Source organism: Chitinophaga sp. YR627, from assembly GCF_900114995.1.
Taxonomy (GTDB): Bacteria; Bacteroidota; Bacteroidia; order Chitinophagales; family Chitinophagaceae; genus Chitinophaga.
On sequence record NZ_FOUX01000001.1, the window covers coordinates 1 to 25,799 of the forward strand.

Annotated in this window: 18 protein-coding genes; 11 read left to right on the plus strand and 7 right to left on the minus strand. The window is 45.3% G+C overall.

Going from position 1 to position 25,799, the window contains the following annotated elements; translation table 11 throughout:
* From BMZ72_RS00005 to BMZ72_RS00025, 5 genes are all read left to right on the plus strand, one after another.
* A partial coding sequence (locus BMZ72_RS00005) for an Ig-like domain-containing protein (protein WP_143087549.1) occupies positions 1 to 3,707 on the plus strand: 3,707 nt, incomplete at its 5' end.
* A 1-nt stretch (position 3,708) separates the two neighbouring features.
* Positions 3,709 to 4,692, plus strand: coding sequence for a PorP/SprF family type IX secretion system membrane protein (locus tag BMZ72_RS00010; RefSeq protein ID WP_089804006.1), 984 nt, complete (start codon positions 3,709 to 3,711; stop codon positions 4,690 to 4,692).
* A gap of 184 nt (positions 4,693 to 4,876) precedes the next feature.
* Positions 4,877 to 5,242 (plus strand): MauE/DoxX family redox-associated membrane protein, encoded by a 366-nt coding sequence (locus tag BMZ72_RS00015; RefSeq protein ID WP_143087550.1) that lies wholly within the window; start codon positions 4,877 to 4,879, stop codon positions 5,240 to 5,242.
* Between the two features lie 100 nt (positions 5,243 to 5,342).
* On the plus strand, positions 5,343 to 5,933 hold the full coding sequence (locus BMZ72_RS00020; protein ID WP_143087551.1) for a hypothetical protein: 591 nt from the start codon (positions 5,343 to 5,345) through the stop codon (positions 5,931 to 5,933).
* Positions 5,934 to 5,966: 33 nt separating this feature from the next.
* On the plus strand, positions 5,967 to 9,230 hold the full coding sequence (locus tag BMZ72_RS00025; RefSeq protein ID WP_089804013.1) for a WGR domain-containing protein: 3,264 nt from the start codon (positions 5,967 to 5,969) through the stop codon (positions 9,228 to 9,230).
* A gap of 63 nt (positions 9,231 to 9,293) precedes the next feature.
* On the opposite strand, the gene BMZ72_RS00030 is transcribed toward BMZ72_RS00025, so the two are convergent.
* Together BMZ72_RS00030 and BMZ72_RS00035 are read right to left on the minus strand one after the other, a co-directional pair.
* Positions 9,294 to 9,746, minus strand: coding sequence for a lipocalin-like domain-containing protein (locus tag BMZ72_RS00030; protein ID WP_177222623.1), 453 nt, complete (start codon positions 9,744 to 9,746; stop codon positions 9,294 to 9,296).
* 65 nt (positions 9,747 to 9,811) lie between these two features.
* Entirely contained in the window at positions 9,812 to 11,635 is a 1,824-nt protein-coding gene (locus BMZ72_RS00035; protein WP_089804016.1) for a LuxR C-terminal-related transcriptional regulator, read from the minus strand.
* A gap of 196 nt (positions 11,636 to 11,831) precedes the next feature.
* Between BMZ72_RS00035 and BMZ72_RS00040 the strand changes: the two genes are divergently transcribed.
* Positions 11,832 to 12,158 carry a magnetosome magnetite crystal formation protein family gene (locus tag BMZ72_RS00040; RefSeq protein ID WP_089804018.1) on the plus strand — a complete coding sequence of 109 codons (327 nt, stop codon included), beginning with the start codon at positions 11,832 to 11,834 and terminating at the stop codon, positions 12,156 to 12,158.
* Between the two features lie 120 nt (positions 12,159 to 12,278).
* Here BMZ72_RS00040 and BMZ72_RS00045 read toward each other — a convergent pair whose 3' ends face one another.
* The 5 genes from BMZ72_RS00045 to wrbA all read right to left on the minus strand — a co-directional run bounded on the left by BMZ72_RS00045 (position 12,279) and on the right by wrbA (position 20,552).
* Positions 12,279 to 13,718, minus strand: a complete 1,440-nt coding sequence (locus BMZ72_RS00045; RefSeq protein WP_255373064.1) for a TolC family protein — start codon at positions 13,716 to 13,718, stop codon at positions 12,279 to 12,281.
* On the minus strand, positions 13,705 to 16,878 hold the full coding sequence (locus BMZ72_RS00050; RefSeq protein ID WP_089804019.1) for an efflux RND transporter permease subunit: 3,174 nt from the start codon (positions 16,876 to 16,878) through the stop codon (positions 13,705 to 13,707). The genes BMZ72_RS00045 and BMZ72_RS00050 overlap by 14 nt, the downstream gene beginning before the upstream one ends.
* 26 nt (positions 16,879 to 16,904) lie before the next feature.
* Entirely contained in the window at positions 16,905 to 17,987 is a 1,083-nt protein-coding gene (locus BMZ72_RS00055; RefSeq protein WP_089804022.1) for an efflux RND transporter periplasmic adaptor subunit, read from the minus strand.
* A 966-nt stretch (positions 17,988 to 18,953) separates the two neighbouring features.
* On the minus strand, positions 18,954 to 19,841 hold the full coding sequence (locus BMZ72_RS00065; RefSeq protein WP_089804026.1) for a retropepsin-like aspartic protease: 888 nt from the start codon (positions 19,839 to 19,841) through the stop codon (positions 18,954 to 18,956).
* Between the two features lie 111 nt (positions 19,842 to 19,952).
* Positions 19,953 to 20,552 (minus strand): NAD(P)H:quinone oxidoreductase, encoded by a 600-nt coding sequence (gene wrbA, locus BMZ72_RS00070; RefSeq protein WP_089804028.1) that lies wholly within the window; start codon positions 20,550 to 20,552, stop codon positions 19,953 to 19,955.
* A 368-nt stretch (positions 20,553 to 20,920) separates the two neighbouring features.
* On the opposite strand from wrbA, the gene BMZ72_RS00075 reads away from it, so the two are divergent.
* The 5 genes from BMZ72_RS00075 (at position 20,921) to BMZ72_RS00095 (ending at position 25,799) form a co-directional block, all read left to right on the plus strand.
* Entirely contained in the window at positions 20,921 to 22,171 is a 1,251-nt protein-coding gene (locus tag BMZ72_RS00075; protein WP_255373065.1) for a spondin domain-containing protein, read from the plus strand.
* 133 nt (positions 22,172 to 22,304) lie between these two features.
* Entirely contained in the window at positions 22,305 to 23,153 is an 849-nt protein-coding gene (locus tag BMZ72_RS00080) for an AraC family transcriptional regulator (protein WP_089804032.1), read from the plus strand.
* Positions 23,154 to 23,225: 72 nt separating this feature from the next.
* Complete coding sequence (locus BMZ72_RS00085; RefSeq protein WP_089804033.1) at positions 23,226 to 23,975, plus strand: DeoR/GlpR family DNA-binding transcription regulator; 750 nt, start codon at positions 23,226 to 23,228, stop codon at positions 23,973 to 23,975.
* 30 nt (positions 23,976 to 24,005) lie between these two features.
* Positions 24,006 to 24,623, plus strand: coding sequence for an NUDIX hydrolase (locus tag BMZ72_RS00090; RefSeq protein ID WP_089804034.1), 618 nt, complete (start codon positions 24,006 to 24,008; stop codon positions 24,621 to 24,623).
* 474 nt (positions 24,624 to 25,097) lie between these two features.
* Positions 25,098 to 25,799 carry an ABC transporter ATP-binding protein gene (locus BMZ72_RS00095; RefSeq protein ID WP_089804036.1) on the plus strand — a complete coding sequence of 234 codons (702 nt, stop codon included), beginning with the start codon at positions 25,098 to 25,100 and terminating at the stop codon, positions 25,797 to 25,799.

Genomic DNA, 25,799 nt, shown 5'->3' on the forward strand with positions numbered 1-25,799 from the left:
TGATTAGTGATGGTAATGGTGGTTCAGTAACCGTGACAGTAAATATTACAGTTACAGCTGTAAACGATGCGCCGACAGGCACAGGTGATACGCAGACTACTCTGGAGGATACGCCAGTAAATGGCGCTGTATCAGGTGCAGATGTGGATGGCGACGCGCTGACTTATACCTTAGGTACAGGTCCGGTAAGTGGAACAGCAACTGTGAATGCAACGACGGGTGCTTACACTTATACACCGAACCCTAATTTTAATGGTACGGATGTCTTTACTGTTGTGATTAGCGATGGTAATGGCGGTTCAGTAACTGTGACAGTAAATATTACGGTTACAGCTGTCAATGATGCGCCGACTGGTACAGGAGATACGCAGACTACCCTGGAAGATACGCCAGTAAATGGAGCTGTATCTGGTGCTGATGCAGATGGCGATGCGTTGACTTATACCTTAGGTACAGGTCCGTTAAACGGAACCGCGACTGTTAATGCGACAACTGGAGCTTATACTTATACGCCGAACCCAGATTATAACGGTCCGGATGCCTTTACTATAGTGATTAGTGATGGTAATGGCGGTTCTGTAACTGTGACAGTAAATATTACAGTTACCGCTGTCAATGATGCGCCAACAGGCACAGGAGATACACAGACAACCCTGGAGGATACGCCGGTAAATGGTGCAGTATCTGGTGCTGATGTGGATGGTGATCCGCTGACTTATACCTTAGGTACAGGTCCGGTAAGTGGAACAGCAACTGTGAATGCAACGACGGGAGCTTACACTTATACACCGAACCCTAATTTTAATGGTACGGATGTCTTTACTGTTGTGATTAGCGATGGTAATGGCGGTTCAGTAACTGTGACAGTAAATATTACGGTTACAGCTGTCAATGATGCGCCGACTGGTACAGGAGATACGCAGACTACCCTGGAAGATACGCCAGTAAATGGAGCTGTATCTGGTGCTGATGCAGATGGCGATGCGTTGACTTATACCTTAGGTACAGGTCCGTTAAACGGAACCGCGACTGTTAATGCGACAACTGGAGCTTATACTTATACACCGAACCCAGATTATAATGGTGCGGATGCCTTTACTATAGTGATTAGTGATGGTAATGGCGGTTCAGTAACTGTAACAATAAATATTACGGTTACAGCAGTCAATGACGCGCCAACTGGTACAAATCAGAATCTGACCACTCCTGAAGACACACCATTAAATGGTGCTGTAGTTGGAGCCGATGTAGATAATGATCCTTTGACCTATGCAATCGGAACGATCACCCCAGCAAATGGTAGCGTGGTAGTTAATGCAGACGGTACATTTGTTTATACACCAAATGCTGATTATGTAGGCACAGATGCCTTTAACGTAGTGATCAGCGATGGTAATGGTGGAACAACTACTGTAACAGTTAATATTACGGTTACGGCAGTCAATGATGCGCCAACTGGTACGAATCAGAATCTGACCACTCCGGAAGACACACCATTAAATGGCGCTGTAGTCGGAGCGGATGCAGACAATGATCCTTTGACTTATGCAATCGGAACGATCACCCCAGCCAATGGTAGCGTGATAGTAAATGCAGATGGTACATTCGTCTATACACCAAATGCTGACTATGTAGGCACAGATGCCTTCACCATAGTGATCAGCGATGGTAACGGCGGAACAACTACTGTAACAGTTAACATTACGGTTACAGCAGTCAATGACGCGCCAACTGGTACAGATCTTAACCTGACTACACCAGAAGATACTCCGCTTAATGGAACAATAACCGGAGCCGATGCTGACAATGATCCGCTGACCTATGTTATAGGAACGACAAATCCTGCAAATGGCATCGTTACAGTAAATACAGACGGAACATTTGTTTATATTCCGAATCTTAACTTTAATGGAACCGACGCCTTTACGGTAGTGATCAGTGATGGCAATGGTGGTGCAGCTACAGTGACTGTAACGATTGTCGTGACACCTGTAAATGACGCGCCAACAGGCACCGGTGATACCCGTACTACGCCGAGAAATACGCCTGTAAACGGTGCTGTAAGCGGCACTGATGTAGACGGAGATGTATTGACTTATACCCTGGGTACACCTCCTGCAAACGGAACTGCCATAGTGAATGCGGATGGTACTTACACCTATGCACCAAATGCTGGTTACAGTGGTCCGGATAGCTTTACAATCATTATCAGCGATGGTAACGGTGGTACTGTCACCGTAACAGTTGATATAACTGTCACCGCTATTAATAATGCACCAACCGGTACAGGTGACTCGCGCACGACACTGGAAGATACTCCTGTAAACGGAGCCGTAACCGGTAATGATGCAGATGGTGATCCGCTGACATATGTCGTGGGTACCGCACCTGTAAATGGTGGTGTGATTGTCAATGTTGATGGTACTTATATCTATACGCCAAATGCGAATTATAATGGTCCGGATAACTTCACCATCCTGATCAGCGATGGTAACGGTGGTTCTATCACTGTACCGGTAAGCATCATTGTTACACCTGTAAATGATGCACCAACCGGAACCGGTGATACACAGTCTACATCGCTGAATACGCCGGTAAACGGTGCAGTCAATGGAACAGACGTGGATGGAGACGTCCTGACTTATACGCTGGGTACGCCTCCTGCAAACGGTACTGCTATCGTGAATGCAAATGGTTCTTATACTTATACACCAAATACCGGTTATACCGGCCCTGATAGTTTCACAATCATTATCAGTGATGGTAATGGTGGTACAGTTACTGTAACAGTGGACATCACGGTGATTACAGTAGTGCCTAATCCTGCTATTGCACTGGTGAAAGTGGGCGCAAGGGATAAAAATGAGATCACTTACATCTTCCATGTCACGAACACCGGTAATGTGCCGCTGCACGATATCGTGGTATCGGATCCGCAGATGGGTGTAACCAAAAACTATAGTGGTACCCTGCTACCAGGTGCGTCGGTGACAATGACTGCGGTATATCACATCACACAACAGGATAAAGAAGCCGGTAGTGTTACGAATACAGCAACCGTTACTGGTCTGACGCCTGCTAACGCAACCGTGACAGATATCTCTGGTACATCGATGAATAACGATACGCCTACAGAAACAACTGTTCCGGCTCCGCCACAGGCAAATGATGATCAGGCTGAGACGCGTGCAAGTACGGCGGTTGTCATTACGGTGCTGGATAATGATGATCCGGTGGAATCAACATTCAGTGTTCCGAGCTTAACGATCATCAGCATTCCTAAACATGGTCAGGTGATCATCAATGAAGATGGTTCTATCCGTTATGTACCGGACAACGGTTATACCGGAGAAGATGACTTCAGTTACCAGATCAGCGATGTCGATGGTTACATCACCAACATTGCTGTGGTGAAGATCACTGTTGTAGAAACAGATCTGAGAATACCACCATTATTTACACCAAATGGTGATGGTAAGAATGATGTGTTTGAAATACGCGGACTTAACAAGTATGTAGAAAATGAGTTAATAATGGTCAATCGTTGGGGCAACGAAGTATACCGACAGAAGAATTATCAGAATACCTGGAGCGGCAATGGATTGAACGATGGTACTTACTATTACCTGTTGCGTGTTAAAAAAGCCAACGGTGAGTGGGAAGTAGTGAAAGGATACACGACGATTATCCGCAAAATGAAAGATTAACATGAAAAGAAGTCTAATATTGATGATGTCGTTGTTGCTGGGCAAACTTGCGTTTGCTCAGCAAGACGCACAGTTCAGCCAGTACATGTTCAACGGCATATACATTAACCCTGCTTATGCTGGTTATAAAGAGGTGCTGAACATACATGGTTATTACCGTAATCAGTGGGCAGGTATAGATGGGGCTCCCCGGAGTTTCTCTATTGCCGTTGATAATATTGCTGCCGATGGTAATGTGGGATGGGGTGTGCAGGTAGGTGGTGACAGACTGGGCGCCCAGACTTCTGAATCCGTATATGCTAACTACGCCTATCGTATCAGAACAAATGAGGATGGCACCGCCAGACTCTCATTCGGTATCAGTGCCGGATTGGTACAACTGGGAATAGATGGCAGACAACTCTGGACACAGGATCCGGAAACCACGATCACGCCTGGTGTTATAAAAACCATGGTACCGGATGCCAGAGCAGGGATCTATTATGCTGATCAGACATTTTATGCAGGATTTTCTGTCGATAACCTGGTGTCGCCACATGTGAACAAGGCTAAATACGCGTATATCCCGCAACCAAGACCGCATTATTATCTGACCGCAGGTTTTATGTTGCCGGTAAATGAGCAGATACAGCTGAAACCTTCTTTCCTCATCAAAGATGACAGGGGAGGACCAACCAGTATGGACCTGAACGTTTTCGTGCTGTTTAAACAAATGCTCTGGGTCGGAGGTGGTTATCGTACCCGTATTGATCTTTACAGTAAGGATTATCTGCAGAAAGCATTATCCACCCGCAACTCGGCTATCGCAGCAATAGAGGTATTCCCAACGGAAAACCTGCGCATCGGATATGCTTACGATTTTTCTACAGGACCACTACAGAGTTACAATAACGGTACACATGAGTTGTCTATCGGATATACTTTTGGATCTATGCTGAGTCCGGAGAGAAAGAAAGCAAGAGTGGATTGTCCGAAATTCTTCTGATGAAATATAGTTGTTTAAAAAGCCGGTGTAAGTAGCTTACACCGGCTTTTTTGCTTTTAAGACTGGATGGTTAACTGACAGCTAATCTGGACATAAACGGAATTAATATATCGACTGATAAAATATAGCACAGTGTCTTCCTACCTTTCTGTTGTTATTATCAACCAAGATCTAAATCCGGGAAATGAAGCGATCATCTGTTGAATTGCTGATGGCTTATCTCATCGCCATGCTATTCCTCACTGTGGGATTGAGCAAGTACCTTGGATTTAACCGTTTCCAGGATACCCTTAGTAAATCGCCACTGGTAAAAGATCATTTCCTTATTCTTTCGTTTTTATTACCTGCAGCAGAGATCGTGCTTGCCCTGTTATTACTGACCAGTCGTTTCCGCAGGAAGGCGCTCTTTGGATCGCTGGTGTTGATGCTCCTGTTTACATTGTATAATGTTTACCTGTTGACACTCGCTCCCTATATTCCCTGTTCGTGTGCAGGTATTGTTACCCAACCATATAGCGGACCTATCCTGCCCTGGAACAGTGTACAATAAAAAGAGGTCCTCTGGTGAAGAGGACCTCTTTGTCTATAAGTTTCCGGATGTAATAAAATATTTATATTATATTTATTGCCATAACCGGGACTGATATCTCATGAAAGCCATTTTTTTAGGGACTATTGTTTTGTTTTTGTTGTCATGCCAGCGAGAGACCTCCAATAATCAAGAGCGTGATGTGATTGATTCCGTACCAACCCTGCAACGGTCCGAACTAGCTGCCCTCATCGAGGGATTTTCTATTCCTTTTAATGAAGATCTGAGAGATACTAATACGGTATTCTTTTTTTGTCTTCCTTCTTTTGATACTTCATATGTGTTGCATCTGCGGAAACGGAGGGATGGTGTGCAAGGTATTATCTATAAGACTATGCCACAATATAGAAATGCTATCATGGGATTTGCAGGTAAGAGCGATGAAGTGCTCCCTTTTTCAGGATTTGGTTTTCGTATGGATATTGCTGGCTGGGACAGATTTATTGAACATGCTTCCCGTGTTGCGATAAATTCCAGGAAAGATGGTAAAAACAGTGGCTGTTGTGATGGCACATCATATCTGTTGTTATATAAAAGTCAACCATTTCCAGGTGGAAATCTTGGAGATACTGCTTTCGAAAACTTTACTCAATATATCAAGGATTCTGTACTAAATAAATATGTGGCCAGTCGGATAGACCGGCCATGGTAAGCGAACATCATTATTGTAAAACCTATCAAAAAAATGCTCCAGTATTTCGAATTGCAGGATGGGACATCCTCAAAGTTTTGGCAGATTTCATTGACTGCCCATACCATTGCTACCCGATACGGTAAGATCGGCACCCATGGAAAGACCACAACAAAAGATTTTGATGACCCCGCAAAAGCCCGTCAGGAATATGACAAACTTGTCAAAGAAAAGACAGGTAAAGGCTACAAAAAGATTGTAAAAGACAGCAAGGCCCTGGCACCAGGTGATTTTCACATTATTTCCGAAAAAGAGGCGGTAGCACGTTTTCAGCTTGATCAGTACATTAATGGTTTGTATGATGACGGCGGAAAGTACATGGTATATGAAGGCGATGTTACATTTGACAGCATGCTGGATACCTATAAATTCTGCATTGCTGCGAAGGACGACATATATGGGATCATCGTGGATGGTAACCTCACTGTTAATGGTGTATTATTCCAGCCGGACATTGATAATGGCGAACACCTGCTTGTCACCGGAAATGTACAGGTGAAAAGCATTAACAAAGGCGGCGGCGAATTTTATATCAAAGGCGACCTGGTGGCTGAACAGACCATCTATGGGTATTATAACCATGGTCAACTAACGGTAGAAGGCCGTACGCAGGCAATGGCCATCTTTGCAGATGATCATTCCTTTACTTTTAAAGGAGGTGTATCCGGAACAATTGTCGGCGATTATGGGATAGAAGCTCCAAATGCTGAGTATAGTGATATCACTGTATTACGGCCTGAGCTGGTGAGGGAGAAAGAATATGCTGACAGCGATAAGATTGGCAAATACATCAACAAAGGCCAGCACATTATCAGAGACGAATTTTTGCCGGGTTTCAAGGCAAGCGCCAGCGCACCTAAAAAAGCAGTTGCATCTGTTCAGCCAGAAATTCTGACTGCTGAAGAGGCAAAAGCAAAATTCGATTTCAGTGGCTATGATCCTATCGGTGTTATTGATTTTAATCTTGTATTATACTTTGAGAAAGGTCTCACAATAGATGGTGATCTGACTGCTGACCTGGCGAGGCAAATGCTGGAAGACCAGGAAGAACCTGCTGAAATTGCCGATCTGCTGGTATTTGTAAACGGTAATCTTACTGTAAAAGGCGACATCTCACTGGGTGAAGAAAGCTTCCCATGTCTGTTTGTACGTGGGGATGTGAAATGTGACGTATTATATAGTGGCAGCGAGTTTATTCATATCACCGGTAATGCGGACATTAAATTTGCCCTGGATGGTAACTATAACGATGGTGCGATCACTATCGAAGGTATTACAAGTGTGCCATATGTCCTGAATTCAGACCATGATACGAATATCACGCCTAAAGGCGCCGTTTTGATCAATTATTTTGGCGATTCGGATGACTTCTTTACCTATGACTATACGGAAAAGGATTTCGAAGAAGTCATGGTGGCAGGTGTCTTTAAAAACAATGAGTTTGACAGGCACGCATTTATTGATCTGCTGAAGGCAAAGAAATCTCCGCTGAAGAAAGGCATACAAGCCGGCCGTCTCATAGTGATGGAGGAACTGGAGCGCCTGAAGGCGAAGCCTGAAACTATACAGGTGCTTGATCTTAGCAAAAAGTCCCTGAGTAGGTTCCCGGCGGTACTGACAACGTTTAGCGCGTTGAAGAAATTAGTCTTAAATGGAAATGAGATCAGGGAGATTCCTGCGGAAATAGCTGGTCTCGAACAATTAGAGGAATTATATCTTTCCTCCTGCGGGTTGGAAACGTTGCCTGTGGAACTGACCCAACTGAAACACCTGCGTGTGCTGGACGTTTCTAAGAATACTAATCTGAGCATACCGACGGATTTCAGCCAGTCAACATCCCTGCGTGTATTAGATGTAAGCAAGTGTATCGGTTTCGGATTAACCGCCGGTATCCCCGCATTGGAAGAACTCCACTGTGATAAATGCACGGATGTTAGTCCGGTGGATTTTCCTGACGCTATTCTCGGCTGTACAGGTCTGAAACGTCTGTATATGAACCAGAATTCAATCAGGCAGATTCCAGCTGCGCTTACAACATTGAAACAGCTGGAAGAACTTTACCTGGATAGCGCATTGTCTTATATCAATGAACTGCCGGATTTATCAGGGCTGACGAAACTGAGGATAATACACGCTTCAGGAATTTATAATGATGCCAGTTCTCCATTGGTCAAACAGGAGCTGTTGAAAGGTTTCTTTAAGATCACTTCCCTTGAAGAACTGAAGATTGATCTTTACAGGAGATGGTTGCAGGATCTCGACAAGGATGCTTTTGAAGACATCGCAAAGAATCTTGCACACGATCCGGTAAGATTGCAGGAAATAAAGGATCTGCAGGCTAGTAAAACAGATTTCGGTGACGGAAGAATGGTCGGTCATTTAAGGAAACCATTTACAGCTGCACACCTGGAAGGAATTGGTGCCTTGCAGCAGTTGCATATACTTAATCTTAATGACAACATGTTGTCCGAACTGCCGGAGGAATTGTATGGCCTGCCTAAACTTCGTTCGCTGAGTCTGAAAGGGAACTCGTTTACTATTGATGATCGTTTGAAAATAGCAGAAAGATTGCCAGACGTGGACCTGGATCTACGCGAGAACTGGGTACCTAATGAAGTGATAGATACGCCGGCAGCCAGATTATGGAAGGAAGTGGCAGATCTTATTGAAGCAGGCAATGAACTGTGGTTTAATTATGCAGGAGAACCGCTGAACGCGATAAAGAAATACAACGAGGCCCTGGAATACTTTAATACAGGTAAGGTGAAAGACAAATACCTGTTCCTGTATCTGCACTATGTGAAAACGAATGCGTACAGCAATCTTGCCAGCGATGACTACTATGATGATATGTCCGAAGAAGATAAGAGAAAGGGGCGTCTAACCTGTATTGAAACCGGGCTAAAAGGACTGTCCCTGATACCTGAGGATTTGCTGCCAGATACCAGTATGGGGAAATTCTATAAGGAAGCAATCCGTATTATGGGCAATGCCGTAGCCTGGGAGATGCATGAGACATATGAGGATGCCGCAAAAATGGAGGAAGCGCTAGTGCTTATCAATCAGGCGGCTGCCTGGGTAGAGGACAAGAGCGAGTACTTTATCTATGATAGCAAGATCAGGATACTATTGCGTCTCGGTAGAAAAGAAGAAGCCTGGCAGTTGCTGAAGAAAACGCTGGAAGAGAACAAGTCTTATACTGATTTGAAAGATATAGAAGACAGTAAAGAATATAAACAGTGGTTAAAGAAGCAATAACCACAAGCGACGTATGCTCCTTTTGATAAAGGAGCATACGTCATTCATCAGTATAGAGACAAGTTATTGTTTGGTATAGGTCATTGTCATTTTATCTCCCGGTAATAGGATGCTGCCCGCAGAATATACCAGTTTACTACAGTCGAAGCTTTCAATAGCCCCTGTTGCTTCGCCGTCTATTACAATCGTTTTATCCTGTAATTTCCATACACCTTTTTCAGAAGAGGACGGATCACAGACAACGCCCAGATCTTTGTACTCATACGTACCATCTTTACCGAAAATAGTGATATTGTCTTTGTCACAGTCATCCAGGAATGGCAGGTAGTTGACAGGATCTTTATCACCAGATGCCGTGTAGGTTAAAGCCGTTAGTTTATAGGTGCCTGCAATGCTGGCCATATCTATGGTACAGCCTTTTGGAGGGGTGGGTTTGTCGTCATCTTTTTTGCAGGAAAAGAACAGGCTAACAGATAACAGTACTACTAAAGTTTGCTTGATTGTTGTCGCTTTCATAAAGTTTGTTTGATAGTAATACCCCCTCATGAAAGCAAAGGGTTGGGTAACCCTGAAAATTTTTTTTATCCCAGTGTTCTGATGAAATTGTCCAGATTATCGTCCTTTCCCAAGCCCAGTTTTTGTTTGATCCTGTAACGTGCCATACGGATACTTTTTGCTTCAATATTTAAGCGGTTGGAGATCTCTTTATTAGACAGTCCCATCAGGATATAGGAGCAGTATTTCATGTCCAGTCTTGTTAGTGAATCGCCTGCCTGTTGTTGCAGCTGTTCGAAGAAGGCTGTGTGTACCTCTACGAAGTCCGTTTTATGGCCTTCATATTCCTCATCCAGCTGCTGCTGGCGTTTCAGTAATTTTTTAATCTGATCATTACCGGCAGTAGATTTATCAGCCAGCATTTCCATCAGTTGGTTTTTCTCCTGTTTTTGCAGTTGTTCGGCCAGCAGTTCTTTTTCCAGTCTTTCCTGCCGTTCCCGGAGGAGTTCCTGTTCGGCGATCAGCTGACTTGCTTCTGCTTCCTTTAGTTTCACTTTAAGAATAACTTCTTCTTTCTCCTTGTCTATCAGTGCCTGTTTACGGATGGAGGCTTTAAGACGGTAATTATAAGACACCAGGAGCAGGGTAAGGGCGAGAAATCCCGCAATACCTAATCCTATGTACAACAGGTTCCGTTTGCCCCGGAAGACGGCTTCCTGTTCCAGCAGGGCTATTTTTTGTTGCTGTTGTGCTGACCGGTAGCGGGCTTCTATGCGCTGGGTATTATTGATCTTTTCCTGGTTGAAGGCTTTCTCGTTGGCGGCAACAAAGCTTTTCATATAACCCAGGGCTTTTTTTGTATCTCCCTGTTTCTCAGCAACTCTGGCCAGGGCATTATAAATGCGTGACTGGGTCAGGGGCATTTTTATGGGCGAGCTTTCCGTACGGGCAAGAGCAGTCAGCAGAATGAGTTCCGCTTCTGCAGGTTTGTTATTCAACAACTCGTATTCACTACGCATACCGTAACAATTGACCAGTATTTCTGTCAGTCCGCTGGCCGAAGTGATATTTTCTGCCAGGTCGAGGTAATGATATACGCTGTCCCGGTAGGAGACGGGGTAGTGTTGGAAGTAGATATTGGCCAAATTGAGGGCAATACCGGCCGTATTGCTTCTTACGAGTATGTGACCCGGATCGCGTTTGTTCAGGTCAATGGCTTGTCTGTAAAAGGACAAGGCGGTATCCAGCAGTGGCTGTTGCGTTGGGTTCAGTTTATATTGGTCATAATAATATTGCCCTATCGTATAATAACCTGTATTCAGTACGTCGGCTTCACCGCTTTGTCTTGCCAGGCTATAACTCAGCCGGGCATATTCTCCCTGGCGGGCGGGATCTGTACCATAACTATAGATGCTGGCCAGGTAGTGACAGGTGATGGCGGAGTAGGCAACTCCGGCGTCTCCCTTAAAGTAATCCAGCGCTTTCAGGAACTTCGTTACTGCATCATCATTTTCATTATCAATGAGATCCAGCCAGCCGCTTCTAAACCAGACCATGCCTTTGGCGATAGGATCTTTAGCACTGTTTACATAGCGCATGGCGCTGTCCATTGCCGCGTAGGCAGCTGGTTTATCCTTTCGCTGCACCAGCAGATGTATTCTGGTCGCGTAGAGCCATGCTTTTGCGTCGGCCCCGGGAGCCTCGGCGGCATTGTTGGTGAGCTGGATAGCTTTTTCCAGATTTGTCTCAAAAAGCGCCCTTGTCAGTTTACAACGGATGACTGTCTTTTCGTAATCAGATAGTTGCTCCCGATTGAGTTTTGCTTCCAGTGAGTCAATATATCGTTGCTGAGCAAACGTAATGGGGCTAATGATGAGCAGTAGCGATATGGTTATGAGTTCTCGTAACATCCGGACTAAAGTACAAAAAAGAATCTGGCTGGAAAAGGGCGTATAATGTCAATTTGTTGATAATCATCATGTTGTATCTTTTTCGTAGACGCTTTGTAGACGCGGCAAATTGTAGTCGTAGTCCGCTTGTAGCTGCTGTTTTCATGGTAAGTCGCTGATCACATGTTACGTTTGCATGGTATCAAAAATCCATATCATGACGAACCGCACGATGGCAATTGTTGCCTATATTACGCTGATAGGATGGGTAGTTGCCTATCTTTCTTACAGGAAGTCTGACGATAAAAGCCCGTTTGTTCAGTATCACCTGAGTCAGTCCCTTGGTATCATCATTTTCTCTATTGCCCTGAGTATTGCCAGTGGCATATTGGTCGGTATACTGCCATCTCTGGCGACATTGTTTTACATTATTTCGCTGTGCCCATTCATTCTGATGCTGCTGGGAATTATTACAGCATCTAATGAGGCACAGCGCCCTATACCGTTGATAGGAAAATTAGTGGAGGGGAAATTCAACCTGTGAGCCGTTGGGCCGCGGGTCTTTCATCCCGTTGTTGTTAATCCCGAAGATTGTCATAACCCAATATAAACAGCAGAGCCGGTCAGGATTCCCGACCGGCTCTCGTTTTGTAAAGAAGGATGTTTATTTCCATCCACCTCCTAAATTCCTATAGATATTTACCACTGCGTTCAGCTGTGATTTTTTTGTTTCCACCAGTTCCAGTTTGGAATCCAGTGCATCACGCTGTGTCAGCAGTACTTCTAAATAATCGGCTCTGGCAGATTTGAACAGGTCGTTCGATACTTCGATGGATCTGGTCAGTGCGTCTACCTGTTTGGATTTCAGGTCGTAGCTTTTCTCCAGGTTATTGATATTGGAGAGCTGCGTAGACACTTCCACGTAGGCGTTCAGGATGGTCCGCTCGTAGTTGTACAATGCCTGTAACTGTCTTGCATTGGCGCTGCTGAATTCGGCTTTGATCGCATTTCTGTTGATCAGCGGAGCGACGATGTCGCCAGCCAGGGAATACAGCAAAGATTCCGGCATCTTGAACAGGTAAGAAGGTTTGAAGGCATTAAAACCTACACCCGCAGAGATCCCCAGGGAAGGGTAGAACTCAGCGCGGGCTACTTTCACATCCAGTTTTGCCGCTGTCAGTTCCAGTTCTGCCTGTTTGATATCAGGACGGTTGGCCAGGAGCTGTGAAGGGATACCTGTATTCACCATCGCTGGCAGTACATCCAGGAAGTTGCCTTTGTCCCTTGCGATTTCCTGTGGGTAGCGACCCAGCAGGAAGTTGATCCTGTTTTCCGTTTCTTTTACCTGTTGGAGGACCTCATACTCCAGGCTCTGAGATTTTAGTACTTCTGCTTCGAATTTCTTCACTGCCAGTTCTGTAGCTCTGCTTGCCTCTTTCTGCACCTTTACGATTTCCAGCCCGTTCTTTTGCAGTTCGATATTCTGTCTGATGATCTCAAGCTGGTTGTCCAGCGCCAGGAGTTCATAGTAAGAATTAGCGATCTCTGCGATCAGGTTGGTCAGTACGAAGTTTCTGCCTTCTACGGTTGCCAGGTAACGGGTAACAGCTGCTTTTTTGGAATTGTGCAGTTTACTCCAGATATCTGCTTCCCAGGTAGCGTAGGCGCCGATCATAAAATCGGGCAGGGGGTCAGGCATTTCCTTTCCCGGCTCTATCTCCGTAGTTGCGTCACCGGCACCCTGGCTGGTATAACGCCCTACTTTCTCAACGCCTGCACCCGCCCTTACACCTACTGACGGCAGTAACTGTGCCTTTCTCGACCTGATATCGTTTCTGGCAATGTCTATTTCCTGTAAAGTGATCATCAGCTCCTGGTTATTTTTCAGCGCTGTGTCGATCAGGTTTACGAGGTCTTTATCTTTAAAAAATTCACGCCATTGTACCAAAGCAGTATTGGTGGTATCCTGGTTTCCGTTGTAGGCGCCCGGAACCGATTTGTTTTCGGTTGGCGTCACTACTTTCGGCACTCCGCAACTGGCTACTGCCAGACACACTCCCAACACACCGATACTCCTGTTTATCCTGAATTTATACATATACATTATGATCGATTTCCTCGGTTAATGGATTTTCTTCTTCTTCTTTCACAAGCATGCGTTTTTCCGCAATCTTGCCGAATATGTAATATAATCCGGGTATGATCAGTACCCCGAAGATGGTACCGAATAACATACCGCCTGCAGCAGCTGTACCAATGGTACGGTTACCGATCTTACCAGGGCCTGTAGCGATCACCAGTGGGATCAGACCCGCGATGAATGCGAAAGAGGTCATCAGGATCGGACGGAACCTCACTTTGGAACCCTCCATAGCTGCCGCCAGTACGGTGGAGCCGGAACGGTGTTTCTGCACGGCAAATTCCACGATCAGTACGGCGTTCTTACCTAAGAGACCGATCAGCATTACCATGGCTACCTGTGCGTAGATGTTGTTTTCCAGTCCTAATACGGTCAGCAGGAAGAATGCGCCACAGATACCAGCCGGCAGGGAGAGGATTACTGCGAATGGCAGGATAAAGCTCTCATACTGTGCCGCCAGGATCAGGTACACGAAACCAAGACAGATCAGGAAGATGTAGATCGCCTGGTTACCCTGCGCCACCTCATCCTTAGAGATACCTGCCCAGTCGATACCAAAACCTCTTGGCAGTGTTTTCTTCGCTACTTCGTCAATTACCTGGATCGCCTGACCACTACTGTATCCCGGAGCGGCAGAACCACTGATCTGGGAAGAGTTGTACATGTTGTAGCGGGTGATCTCAGACAGACCGTATACTTTTTCCATCTTCATGAATGCAGAGAATGGCACCATCTCATCACGGTCATTCTTTACATACAATTTCAGGATATCTTCAGGCAGTGCGCGGTATTGCGGAGAAGCCTGAATGATCACTTTATACGGACGGTCAAATTTGATGAAGCTGATCTCGTAGTTACTACCTATCAATGTAGAGAGGGTATTCATGGCATTGTCAATGCTCACGCCTTTCTGCTGGGCGATATCATTGTCAATCTTCAGCATGTACTGCGGGAAGCTGGCTGAGTAGAAACTGAATACGGAAGCCAGTTCTTTATGTTTGCTCAGTTCTGCTACGAAATCATTGCTGACAGTTTCCATTTTCTTATAGTCACCAGAGCCGCCTTTATCCAGCAGACGTAATTCGAAACCGCCCGCAGCACCATAACCAGGTACGGCTGGTGGCTGGAAGAATTCGATATTAGCGCCGGTGATGTCTTTACACTTCTCTTCCAGTTCTTCGATGATCTCCTGTACAGAGTGTTTACGTTCTTCCCAGCTTTTCAGGTTGATCAGACAGGTACCTGAGTTGGAACCGGTACCTTCCGTCAGGATCTCATAACCTGCGAGTGCTGATACGGATTGTACACCATCGATCTCTTCACATATTTTCTGCAGTTTCTCGGCTACCTGATTGGTTCTTTCCAGAGACGATCCCGGAGGCGTCTGGATGATACCGTACAACATACCCTGGTCTTCGTTCGGAATGAAACCGGAAGGTACGTGTCCGTTGAGGTACCATGTAGCGGCACAGAAGCCGGCCAGCATTGCGAATGTTACCAGACGTCTGTTGATGATGGACTTCAGGATACGCATATAGCGGCCCTGTGTCTTATCAAAACCTCTGTTAAATGCAGCCAGGAATTTATCTACAGGAGAAAGCTTTTTCTTTTTGCCATGATTATTTTTCAGGATCATCGCACAAAGTGCAGGCGTCAGCGTCAACGCCACCACACCGGAGAGGATGATCGCAGTTGCCATTGTGATGGAGAACTGGCGATAGAAGATACCTACCGGACCTGACATGAACGCCACCGGCACAAACACCGCTGACATCAGGAAGGTGATCGCAATGATCGCACCCGCAATCTCATGCATGGCCTTTTTGGTGGCCTTCAGTGGCGAGAGGTGTTCTTCCTCCATTTTGGCATGGACGGCCTCAATTACCACGATGGCATCATCCACCACGACACCGATCGCCAATACGAGGGCGAAGAGGGTGATCAGGTTGAGGGTGATACCAAAGAACTGCATGAATACGAAAGTACCGATCAGGGATACAGGTACCGCCATGGCAGGGATCAGGGTCGAACGCCAGTCACCCAGGAAGAGGAATACCACGATACCTACCAGTACGAATGCTTCCACGAGGGTGTGGATCACTTTTTCGATAGAGGCATCCAGGAATTTAGATACGTCATAGCTGATCTCGTAGTTCATTCCTTTCGGGAAGGAGTTGCCTTTGATCTCTTTCAGTTTTGCTTTAACGTCCTTGATTACCTGGCTCGCGTTACTACCATATGACTGTTTCAGTACGATCGCTGCGGAAGGTTTACCATTCAGGTTGGAATAGATATCGTACATGGAGCTACCGAACTCGATCTCTGCCACATCTTTCAGGCGAAGGATCTCGCCATTGGGATTAGAGCGGAGGATCACGTTTTCGTACTGCTCTTTAGAGTTGAACCTTCCGGAGTATTTCAATACATATTCAAAAGACTGGGATCTTCTACCGGAGCTTTCACCAGTTTTACCAGGAGAGGCTTCCAGACTCTGTTCAGACAGTGATTTCATCACTTCGTCCGCAGAGATCTTGTAAGCCAGCATACGGTCAGGCTTCAGCCAGATACGCATGGCGTATTCCCTGTTACCAAGGATATCCACAAAACCCACACCGTCAACCCTTCTTAACTCCGGCAACAGGTTAATGTCGGCGAAGTTGAAGAGGAATTTCTGGTCAGCATTTGGGTCTTCACTGTAAAGGTTTACATACATCAGCATGCTGGATTCCACACGGGATACCTTCACACCTTCACGCACTACCAGTGGCGGGAGTTTGTTTACTACGGAAGCCACACGGTTCTGTACGTTCAGGGAAGCCTGGTTTGGATCGGTACCCAGGTTGAATACAACCTGTAAGGTAGCCTCACCATCGTTACCTGCGTCAGAGGTCATGTATTTCATACCGGGAACACCGTTAATGGCTCTTTCCAGCGGAATGATCACAGATTTGATCATCAGCTCACCGTTCGCACCCGGGTATTCACAGGTCACATTCACCTTGGGAGGGGATATGGACGGGAATTGCGTTACCGGTAACGAGGTGATGGAGATCACACCCAGGAACACGATAATGAGCGATATTACTATTGAGAGGACTGGCCTCTGTATAAATTTATTAAACATTGATCTACGCTATTAGGAATGATAGATTATTCCGCTTTCAATCGCAGGTGGGAAATCACCTCTTGCGGCGCCAGATATTCATAGCTGATCTTGTCGTCATCTTTTACTTTCTGAATGCCTTCCAGCAGGATCCTGTCATTCTGGGACAGGCCGCTCTGTACTACATACAGGTCCGGAACTTCGCCACTGATAGTAATGTTTCTTGATTTCAGCACGTTGTTCTTATCAACTACGAACACGTACTTTTTATCCTGGATCTCGTAAGTAGCTTTCTGAGGAATGATCAGCGCATCTTTTAATGGCATTGTCATCAATACCTTTCCAGTTTCACCGTGTTTCAGCAGTCTGTCCGGATTAGGGAACTTTGCTCTGAAAGCGATGTTGCCTGTTTCATTATCAAACTCACTCTCGATCACCTGCACTTCACCTTTATAAGGCAGGGCGCGGTTGTTAGCCAGCAGCAGGTTGACATGGTTGTCGCCTCGGCTTTTTGCATTGGTTTGATACTCCAGGTATTCCGGCTCGGATACGTTGAAATAAGCGAACATTTCGCTGTTGTCGGAGAGGCTGGTCAGCAGTTCTCCTTCATCGATCAGGCTTCCCAGTTTTTTAGGGATACGGTCAATTGTACCAGCGAATGGCGCCTTGATCTCAGTAAATGACAGGTGCAGCTTTGCAAGTGCGATCTCGGCTTTGGCCTGGTCGAGTTTCGCCTGTGCCATTGCCTGTTCGTTCTTGGAAACGATGTTTTTGTCAGCAAGTGTTTTTGCATTTTGCAGTTCGATCTCTGCAGCTTTAGCCTCTGCTTCTGCTTTCAGTAATTCTGCCTCATACAGTTTTGGCATGATCCTGAACAGCGTCTGTCCGGCTTTTACGAACTGACCTTCGTCAACATAGATGTTTTCGAGGTAACCTTTTTCCTGTGCACGCAATTCAATGTTTCTCACAGAACGGATCTGCGAAACATATTCCTTGGTAAAGGAAGTATCCATGACCATCGGACTGGTAACAGCGTACTTGCTTACTTCTTCTTTCTCTTCCTTGTGTGGTTTGCAGCTGGTATGCCATAAAAGCGCACACAAGCTGGTGTACATGACGATTCTCTTCATGATAATTGATAATAAACGATAGGATGCTTGAATGGTAATGGTCGGGTTGAACACTTCAGTGCCGGAGATGGGAGTAAGAACAGCTATGTAGGGGGAAGTAGGGATATGATACATCCGACTGACATGCGTAAATACACCTCCGCTAACTGAGGTATGCAGCCAATCAGATTCTTAAAGCTCTCTGTGTAAGATATTTATAAGATATCCGATCAGAAAAAGATGGTGGGGCTTTAAAATACCTGCGGAGGTACCTTAAACTTGTCTGGTATGCGTATGAATCGCGGCTTTTAGCCAGTAATTTAACTTTGGGGCTGAAGTAGTTGTTTGGATCTTCGTCTTCCACTTCCTCACTGATAATGTACTCATCCTCCATAATGGGACGGGTATCCCTGACTATAGAGCAATCCTCATTTGTTGTTGTGAAGCGGCCGTTATCTTCTTGCTGATCCTGATCCTGTATGGAAAGAGTGTAGCTTCCGTCGTTTTGATACGCACGTGCAAAGGAACTTTCATTCCCCTTCAACAGCATGATGCACAGGTATACAAAAATTATTGCTACTCTCATTTGGGAGCCAAAACTAGGATAAAGTTTGAGAGAGAAAAGGGGGGAGGGTAAATTTTAATCAATTTTTAAAATCCTCCTTTTTAAGAAAGATGGCCAAATGGATGATTGCTGTCGGGCTGGATAAGCAGGTTAGGTGGAATGTGCCTGTACTGGCCTGAAGGAGGTCGTTTCCCGGGGGAATCAATAGCGAAAACAGCAGGAGTAGATAAGGCTATAGGCCATTGATTATGAAGTTATTATGGACTTAAGGTGGACTTGATCCGGAGATGAGGGGCTAGTGTATTGATAATGAGTTTATTAGGGGTAGAAGGAGGAGTATAGCATCTCCTGTTCATTTTTAAGGCTCCCGGTTGATCATGACAATCATCCGGGAGCTTAAAATTTGCTTAATAAGTTTGTATTTAACGTTGTACTAACAATACTTTTTTATCTAAGTCGAAAGTGATTTTCTGACCAAACCAGTTGATCCAGATAATACCGTCATAGATCAGCCCTTCAAGAAACTGTACAGGGAAGTCTTTTCGGCCTACTGCCGGTTCTTTTGCTGAAGCAATACTGCTTAAAGTAGTAAGATAGATGTGTGATACATGGTTGGTATCGATCTCGCTTTTCTTTGCAAATTGCTTTACATGCAGAGAATCATTGATATCTACGCCCAGTTGTTTCAGGTATTTTGCATTCAGTCTGAATACATCTTTTCCCGCACCGCTATCCAGGGACAGCTGGAGGTTCAGGGTATCGTTGATCTTAAAATAGGAGAAGATGGAGAGTGCTTTCCCACGGGATTGTTCCAGCTGTACCGGTACTGTTTTTGCCTTTTTCCTGATATCGGCCAGTGTCCGGGCTGATTCAAAACGGATCACTTTTTTATCGAAGTCAATGGTAAAAGGGAGTGATTCCACCAGTTTCAGGGAAATGATGCCATCTATACCTCCCAGATTTGCGTCTACATAACTGATCTCTTCATCTGTCTTTTTCAGGTTGCCGAATTCGAATGTTTTTACTCTGAACAGGTCAATGTCCAGTCTTTCTCCCGTTGCCCTGAAGCCGGTATAACCACCATCTTCCGGTGTTACCTGTTTCAGTTTGTCGAAGAATGTTTTGGTGAATACGGTGATACCTGCGCCGGTATCGAAGATAAAGTTACCATCCAGGCCGTCTACTTTCGCTTTCACAAGAATATGGCCGGAGGGTAACAGTGTAAAGGGAACTTCATTGCTGATTGACTGGGAAAACAAGGCAAATGGTATGCAGAGGGCCAGGCATAGTGAAAGGAATACTGATTTCATTTTTCTTTTAAAAATAGGAAATTTTGCAGCAAGTCGTACTTCCGGCAGAGTTATTCAAGCAGCATAAAAAAAGGGACCCATGGCGGGTCCCCGGTATTTTAGATAATAAGATCAGGCTCCTTTGAACTTAGCAGTGATCTCTGCGACCCTCCTGCCTTGTAGTTTTGCCGCTGTGATGGCAATTTCATCCGGGTCCAGTTTCCCATTCTGGGAAGTGAAAGACGTACCATAAGGGTTACCGGACTGAAACTGACTGGGTTCTACATAACCGGGTGAAACGATGATCATGCCCCAGTGATAGAAGGCTGTATTAAGGGCGAGGATGGTTGCTTCCTGTCCGCCGTGTGCCGTGGCTGTAGATGTAAACGAAGAGCCGATTTTATTGGTCAGCGCTCCTTTTGCCCATAATGCGCCTGTCTGATCAATGAAACTTTTGATCTGGGCTGCCGGTAATCCATAACGGGTGGGAGAACCGAAAATGATCGCGTCTGCCCATTCCAGGTCATCATTGGAGGCTTCCTGCACGCCGGAAGTTTCCTCAATGTGTTGCTTCCATACCGGGTTATTGTCCCAAAGTTCATCGGGCGCCGTTTCCTTAACTTTCAGGAGACGGGTTTCTGCACCGGCAGCCTTTGCTCCCTCTTCAATAGCTTTTGCCAGGAGATGTGTGGTACCTGTTTGACTGTAATAGATGATAGCGACTTTTGCCATAGATGATGCTTTAAAAGATTTGGAGTAATGACTTAGAAAAGAACAGTTAGCTATGATACATTGTTGTGCCTAAAACCGTTCCGTTATATCCGGAATGCCGCAAAGGGCATACCATAAGTCGCTGTGCTTAAATGAGTACCCTGTTACAGGAGCTATCTATGGAAATTCAGAAAGAGCAGCAACAACAATGATAATGATCTGTTAAAAACCCGTTCCCGGGAAATATCGTCAAGTCAACGGGAAATGCAGATATCATTGTCGCCTGTGTCTTGTACTAGTTTTGTCTTGTCACTTAAAAACGGATCAAAACTATGCACAGCAAACACATAACATTCTGCTTATCAATGGGACTTATTCCCTTTTTGTTAATGTCCTGCGATAAAGACAACGACAATAATGCAATGCCACCCGCAGTATCCTCCACTATTGTCGTGGAAAATGTACTGCAGGCAAAACCACTGGTGGAATCAGGCAATTTTCAGCATGAGGGTAGTTCCCCGTTGACCATGCCAGGTGAATCATTCTCAGTGCATTTCTCCGCCGCTAAAGGTCAGGCCGTATCATTTGCCACGATGTACGGATGGTCGAATGACCTGTTTTTTGCGCCGGCGAATCCCGGCATTAAACTCTATACGGAAGAAGGTACGCCCATCGAGGGAGATGTTTCCGCTCAGATCAAGCTGTGGGATAACGGTACACGTATAAATCAGGCGCCGGGCGCTGCTGTCAATCATCCGGGAACGGCTGAAACGACGGGACAGAATATTATGGAAGTGACTGGTACGGATGCGCAGGGAAATAAGTATGCTGCTGCTTCTGCATTGATGAAAGCGGAACTGAAATATGAAGGCAATTCCACGTTTACCCTGACGGTAACAAATACATCCGGCGCTACGACCAATCCGACTCCTTTCAGTCCGGGGGTATGGGCTATTTCCTATATTGCCGGAGGAAGTTTGCTGAATCCCAATCCTTTATATGAGAATGGCAAGCCTTCTGCCAATGGCCTGACGAATATTGCGGAAATGGGGAATAATGCTGCTCTGGGTACTTACATCCAGGGGCAGACAGGCATCTTCACCCCACTGTCTCCAGTATTGGTGGTGGTATATAACGGTATTGACAATCCATTATTCAAAACCGGAGAGAATGACAGGGGCAAAGGCTTGAAAGAACTTGCACAACAAGGTAATGCAAATATACTGGCAGCGTACCTGAAGACATTATCAGGGGTGAAAAGCGTGTATGTGCTGCCCGCTGCAAATACAAATATATTGCTACCCGCCATAAATGGACAGGCAGGAGCGAAGGTTTCTCAGCAATTATCTGTAAATGAGGGAGATAAGATCGCCGTTGCCACCATGTACGGATTTTCGAATGACTGGTTCTTCGCTACAAAAACACCGATCGACGCTACTAAAAAAGGAGATTTCTCATCAGGTATAGGACTTTATGACAATGGTACAGCTATAGATCAGTTCCCTGGTGCGGGTATCACTCAGTTCAATCTGGCTGATACGCCACTGGTAGAAAATAAAGCTATTCAGGAGGTGCCTAACCCCAATGCATTTACCACATTACCTTCGATCCCTGAGATCATAAAAGTCACAATTCAATAAGTCAAAGCAGGAAAAGGTGTTTGTTTTTACAAACGCCTTTTCATTTTAATCTGAAAAGCCGATAATGCATATATTATTGGGTAATGATCGATGGTAATACCCAGTCAGGGTCCGTGGTTTGAAAAAAACAGACATGATAAAGGAATTTGAAGAAAGACCAACGCTGGCAAAATTTGTCATGCATATTGGTAATGAGCAGTTCAGGGGCGCCGGGATGCGTAATCCGCTACCGAAGCCGGTAAATACGTTCGTTTATAACAAAGGGGAGGCTCAACAGGTAACAATAGATGAAATTGAATACACGATGCCAGCTAAGGCGATTCTGCCGCTGGTATCCAATCAGCATTTTCATTTTGAGCGTCCGGACGAACTGATTGCCTGGCAGTTTAACCGGGAGTTTTACTGTATTGTCAACCATGATGCTGAAGTTGGTTGCGTTGGATTCTTATTCTATGGTATCAGGCATCCGATGTTCATTCAGTTGGAGGATTCAGAAATAGCTGAAATGGCCCAGATGCAGCAAAATTTTGCAGATGAATGGCAGCATAGCGATAACTTCCGTGGTGAAATGCTGCGTATTTTATTAAAGCGTCTGATCATTAAAACGACCCGTCTGGCCAAGCTGCAAATTGAAAGTTATCAGCAATTCAGTGATGAAAAGATGGATATCATCCGCAAATTCGCCCTGTTACTGGAGATCAATTATAAAACAGAACATGAGGTGAAATTTTATGCAGCCGCCCTGAATAAATCCCCGAAAACCCTTTGTAATATCTTTTCGCTGTTACATCAACCATCTCCTTCAAAGCTGATACAAAACCGGATCATCCTTGAGGCAAAACGTTATCTGTACTACACTGACAAGTCAGGAAAAGAGATCGCTTATGAGCTGGGGTTTGACAGTCCGGCCCATTTCAGCCGATTTTTTAAGCTTTATTCAGGATGCCGGATTTCTGATTTTCGGGCAGATAAAGTGCAATAGTTTGCAGTAATAGGATTGTTTTTTGCATTTATTTGCATTTAGTATGCAAATAAATATCCTATATTTGCAAATATGAACAAAGAGGAACGGCACCAACTGATCATTAATAAGCTCCGTCTGCTTGATAAAGTCGATTATGAATCACTTAGCAACGAGTTATCCGTTTCCTCTGACACTATCAGAAGAGATATTAACGAACTGGCGGAAGCGGGTATGATCAGAAAGATCAAAGGTGGGGCGCAGCCGAGGGCCCTGATCCCTGTTTCTTATGAGGAAAGAGCGCATTATGGCAATGCCGGTAAACGTATCGTCGCCCAGAAAGCTGCGGCGCTTATCAAAGACGGACAGGTGGTTGTCTTCGATGGCGGCACCACACCATTCCTGATAGCAGGTAATCTCCCCCGGAATATACAGTTAACGGTGATCACGCATAGTTTCCCTATTGCCAGTCTGATACTGGACTACCCCAATGTCGAACTCATTTTCGCCGGTGGTCGCGCATCTAAAAAATCAAAGATCACTACCGGGTTTGATGTATTACATAAGTATAATAACATACATGCTGACATCAGCATATTGGGTATACACAGTCTGCACCACGAGGCAGGGGTGACCGATCCTGTATATGAAGAGGTAGCCGTAAAGGCCCGTATCAGTGCTATGTCCGACCAGCTGATCGTAGTGCCGACCGCCGAAAAACTACATGCCGTTTCCAACTATACCATCTGCAGGCCCGAGGCCATACATACACTGGTAACCGATCTTCAACCGGATGACCCGGTGTTGCAACCCTATCAGCAACTGGGTATACAATTGCGCTGAAACCATTCATCTTTATAATTTATTCGCCACATGCAGTCGATATTCGAACATGCCAAAAGACTAAAGGCCATCAGCCATCTCGGACTTACTTATTCCAATAATGAGTATGACAGAGAGCGTTATGAAGAACTGGAGACCATTAGCCTGGACATTATGGAACAACTCACGAATGAACCGGTGTCCAGATTATCGCTGTTCTTCTCAGATACCAAAGAATATATCACACCGAAAGTCGATATACGCGTTGTCATTTTTAATGAAAAAGAAGAGATCCTGCTGGTGAGAGAGAAAGCAGACGGTCTGTGGTCATTGCCAGGTGGTTGGGCTGATATAGGCAGTTCTCCGAGAGAGGTTGCTGTAAAAGAAGCCTTTGAAGAAACTGGTCTCCGGGTAGAAACGGTTAAACTGGTGGCAGCCATGGATATGAAATGCCATCCGCATCCACCGCAGTTGCATTATGCTTATAAGCTGTTTATCCGTTGTAAAGTGATCGATGGTAGTTGGAATGAAGTACACGATATCCTGGATAAAGGATATTTTGCGCAGGATACACTGCCGCCGTTGTCGTTAGAGAGGATATTGCCACAACAGATAGATCTGATGTTTGAATTTTTGAGAGAACCGGATAAAGAAACGGTGTTTGATTGATAAGGATTTTATCTATTTGCAATATTGTTGCATATTCTATAAAATGCCCTTATCTTTGGCGCCGTGGACAATTCGGGCAACATATTGCAAAGAAGATGGATAGCGCATGTATTATTAGTATGCTTACTGATAATACATGCGGTAAAAATCTTCCACCACCATACAAGGCCCGAAAGCTATTCGCGGAATGATCATCAGGCCCTGATGATCGCTACGGCTGATCATTGCGACATATGTGATTTTCAACCGGGGAGGGACACGGCGCTCCCGATACTTTATACTTACCTACCTGTTACGCTGGTCGTAACGGCGATCTATACCTGTTTTCCTCCTGTAATTTATACTTCCCATCCTCTATGCCGGCTATTACGTGGCCCGCCGGCGACAGTCTGATATACTACAATACTGATTCATTACGGATAAGGATATTCTTATCTGTCACTATCTTTTTTATCATTCCAAATTACATGACGCATGACCGTGCTAAGCGCTGAACAGCTTAGCAAGCAGTATAATGGTACGCTTGCTTTGAACAATCTTAATTTATCGGTAGATAAAGGCGAAGTCTTTTGTCTGCTGGGCCAGAATGGCGCCGGTAAGACCACTACTATTAACCTATTCCTTGGCTTTACGGCCGCAAGCAGCGGCAAGGCCATGATTAACGGGATCGAAGTTCATCCTAATGATAGCAGTACCCGGCAATTTGTTGCCTATATCCCCGAGATCGTACAGCTGTATGGCAATCTTAATGGGATAGAAAACCTGGACTTCTTCAGTCGTCTGGCCGGATTCAAATATGCGGGAGCACAACTTAGCAGCTTTCTGCTTAAAGCCGGGTTACAGGAGACAGCACACAGACGTTCCCTGTCCACCTATTCCAAAGGAATGCGACAGAAGGTAGGTATTGCAATTGCGCTGGCAAAGAATGCGGATGTAATCCTGATGGACGAACCTACTTCCGGACTAGACCCAAAAGCTACAGATGAATTTACCCGTATCTGTAAAGAACTGGCTGCGGATGGTAAAGCCATTTTTATGGCTACCCACGACATTTTCAATGCGGTTAATGTAGGCGCCCGTATCGGCATTATGAAACAAGGTTCATTGGTGCATACGCTACACAGCAATGAGATTACGGCCAACGAATTACAGCAGTTATACCTGGAAACAATCTAA

What these genes read in the sequence shown, in the direction of transcription:
- BMZ72_RS00010 (WP_089804006.1), top strand. Translation starts at nt 3,709, where the DNA reads ATGAAAAGAAGTCTAATATTGATGATGTCGTTGTTGCTGGGCAAACTT.
- BMZ72_RS00015 (WP_143087550.1), top strand. Translation starts at nt 4,877, where the DNA reads ATGAAGCGATCATCTGTTGAATTGCTGATGGCTTATCTCATCGCCATG.
- BMZ72_RS00020 (WP_143087551.1), top strand. Translation starts at nt 5,343, where the DNA reads ATGAAAGCCATTTTTTTAGGGACTATTGTTTTGTTTTTGTTGTCATGC.
- BMZ72_RS00025 (WP_089804013.1), top strand. Translation starts at nt 5,967, where the DNA reads ATGCTCCAGTATTTCGAATTGCAGGATGGGACATCCTCAAAGTTTTGG.
- BMZ72_RS00030 (WP_177222623.1), bottom strand. Translation starts at nt 9,746, where the DNA reads ATGAAAGCGACAACAATCAAGCAAACTTTAGTAGTACTGTTATCTGTT.
- BMZ72_RS00035 (WP_089804016.1), bottom strand. Translation starts at nt 11,635, where the DNA reads ATGTTACGAGAACTCATAACCATATCGCTACTGCTCATCATTAGCCCC.
- BMZ72_RS00040 (WP_089804018.1), top strand. Translation starts at nt 11,832, where the DNA reads ATGACGAACCGCACGATGGCAATTGTTGCCTATATTACGCTGATAGGA.
- BMZ72_RS00045 (WP_255373064.1), bottom strand. Translation starts at nt 13,718, where the DNA reads ATGTATATGTATAAATTCAGGATAAACAGGAGTATCGGTGTGTTGGGA.
- BMZ72_RS00050 (WP_089804019.1), bottom strand. Translation starts at nt 16,878, where the DNA reads ATGTTTAATAAATTTATACAGAGGCCAGTCCTCTCAATAGTAATATCG.
- BMZ72_RS00055 (WP_089804022.1), bottom strand. Translation starts at nt 17,987, where the DNA reads ATGAAGAGAATCGTCATGTACACCAGCTTGTGTGCGCTTTTATGGCAT.
- BMZ72_RS00065 (WP_089804026.1), bottom strand. Translation starts at nt 19,841, where the DNA reads ATGAAATCAGTATTCCTTTCACTATGCCTGGCCCTCTGCATACCATTT.
- wrbA (WP_089804028.1), bottom strand. Translation starts at nt 20,552, where the DNA reads ATGGCAAAAGTCGCTATCATCTATTACAGTCAAACAGGTACCACACAT.
- BMZ72_RS00075 (WP_255373065.1), top strand. Translation starts at nt 20,921, where the DNA reads ATGTCCTGCGATAAAGACAACGACAATAATGCAATGCCACCCGCAGTA.
- BMZ72_RS00080 (WP_089804032.1), top strand. Translation starts at nt 22,305, where the DNA reads ATGATAAAGGAATTTGAAGAAAGACCAACGCTGGCAAAATTTGTCATG.
- BMZ72_RS00085 (WP_089804033.1), top strand. Translation starts at nt 23,226, where the DNA reads ATGAACAAAGAGGAACGGCACCAACTGATCATTAATAAGCTCCGTCTG.
- BMZ72_RS00090 (WP_089804034.1), top strand. Translation starts at nt 24,006, where the DNA reads ATGCAGTCGATATTCGAACATGCCAAAAGACTAAAGGCCATCAGCCAT.
- BMZ72_RS00095 (WP_089804036.1), top strand. Translation starts at nt 25,098, where the DNA reads ATGACCGTGCTAAGCGCTGAACAGCTTAGCAAGCAGTATAATGGTACG.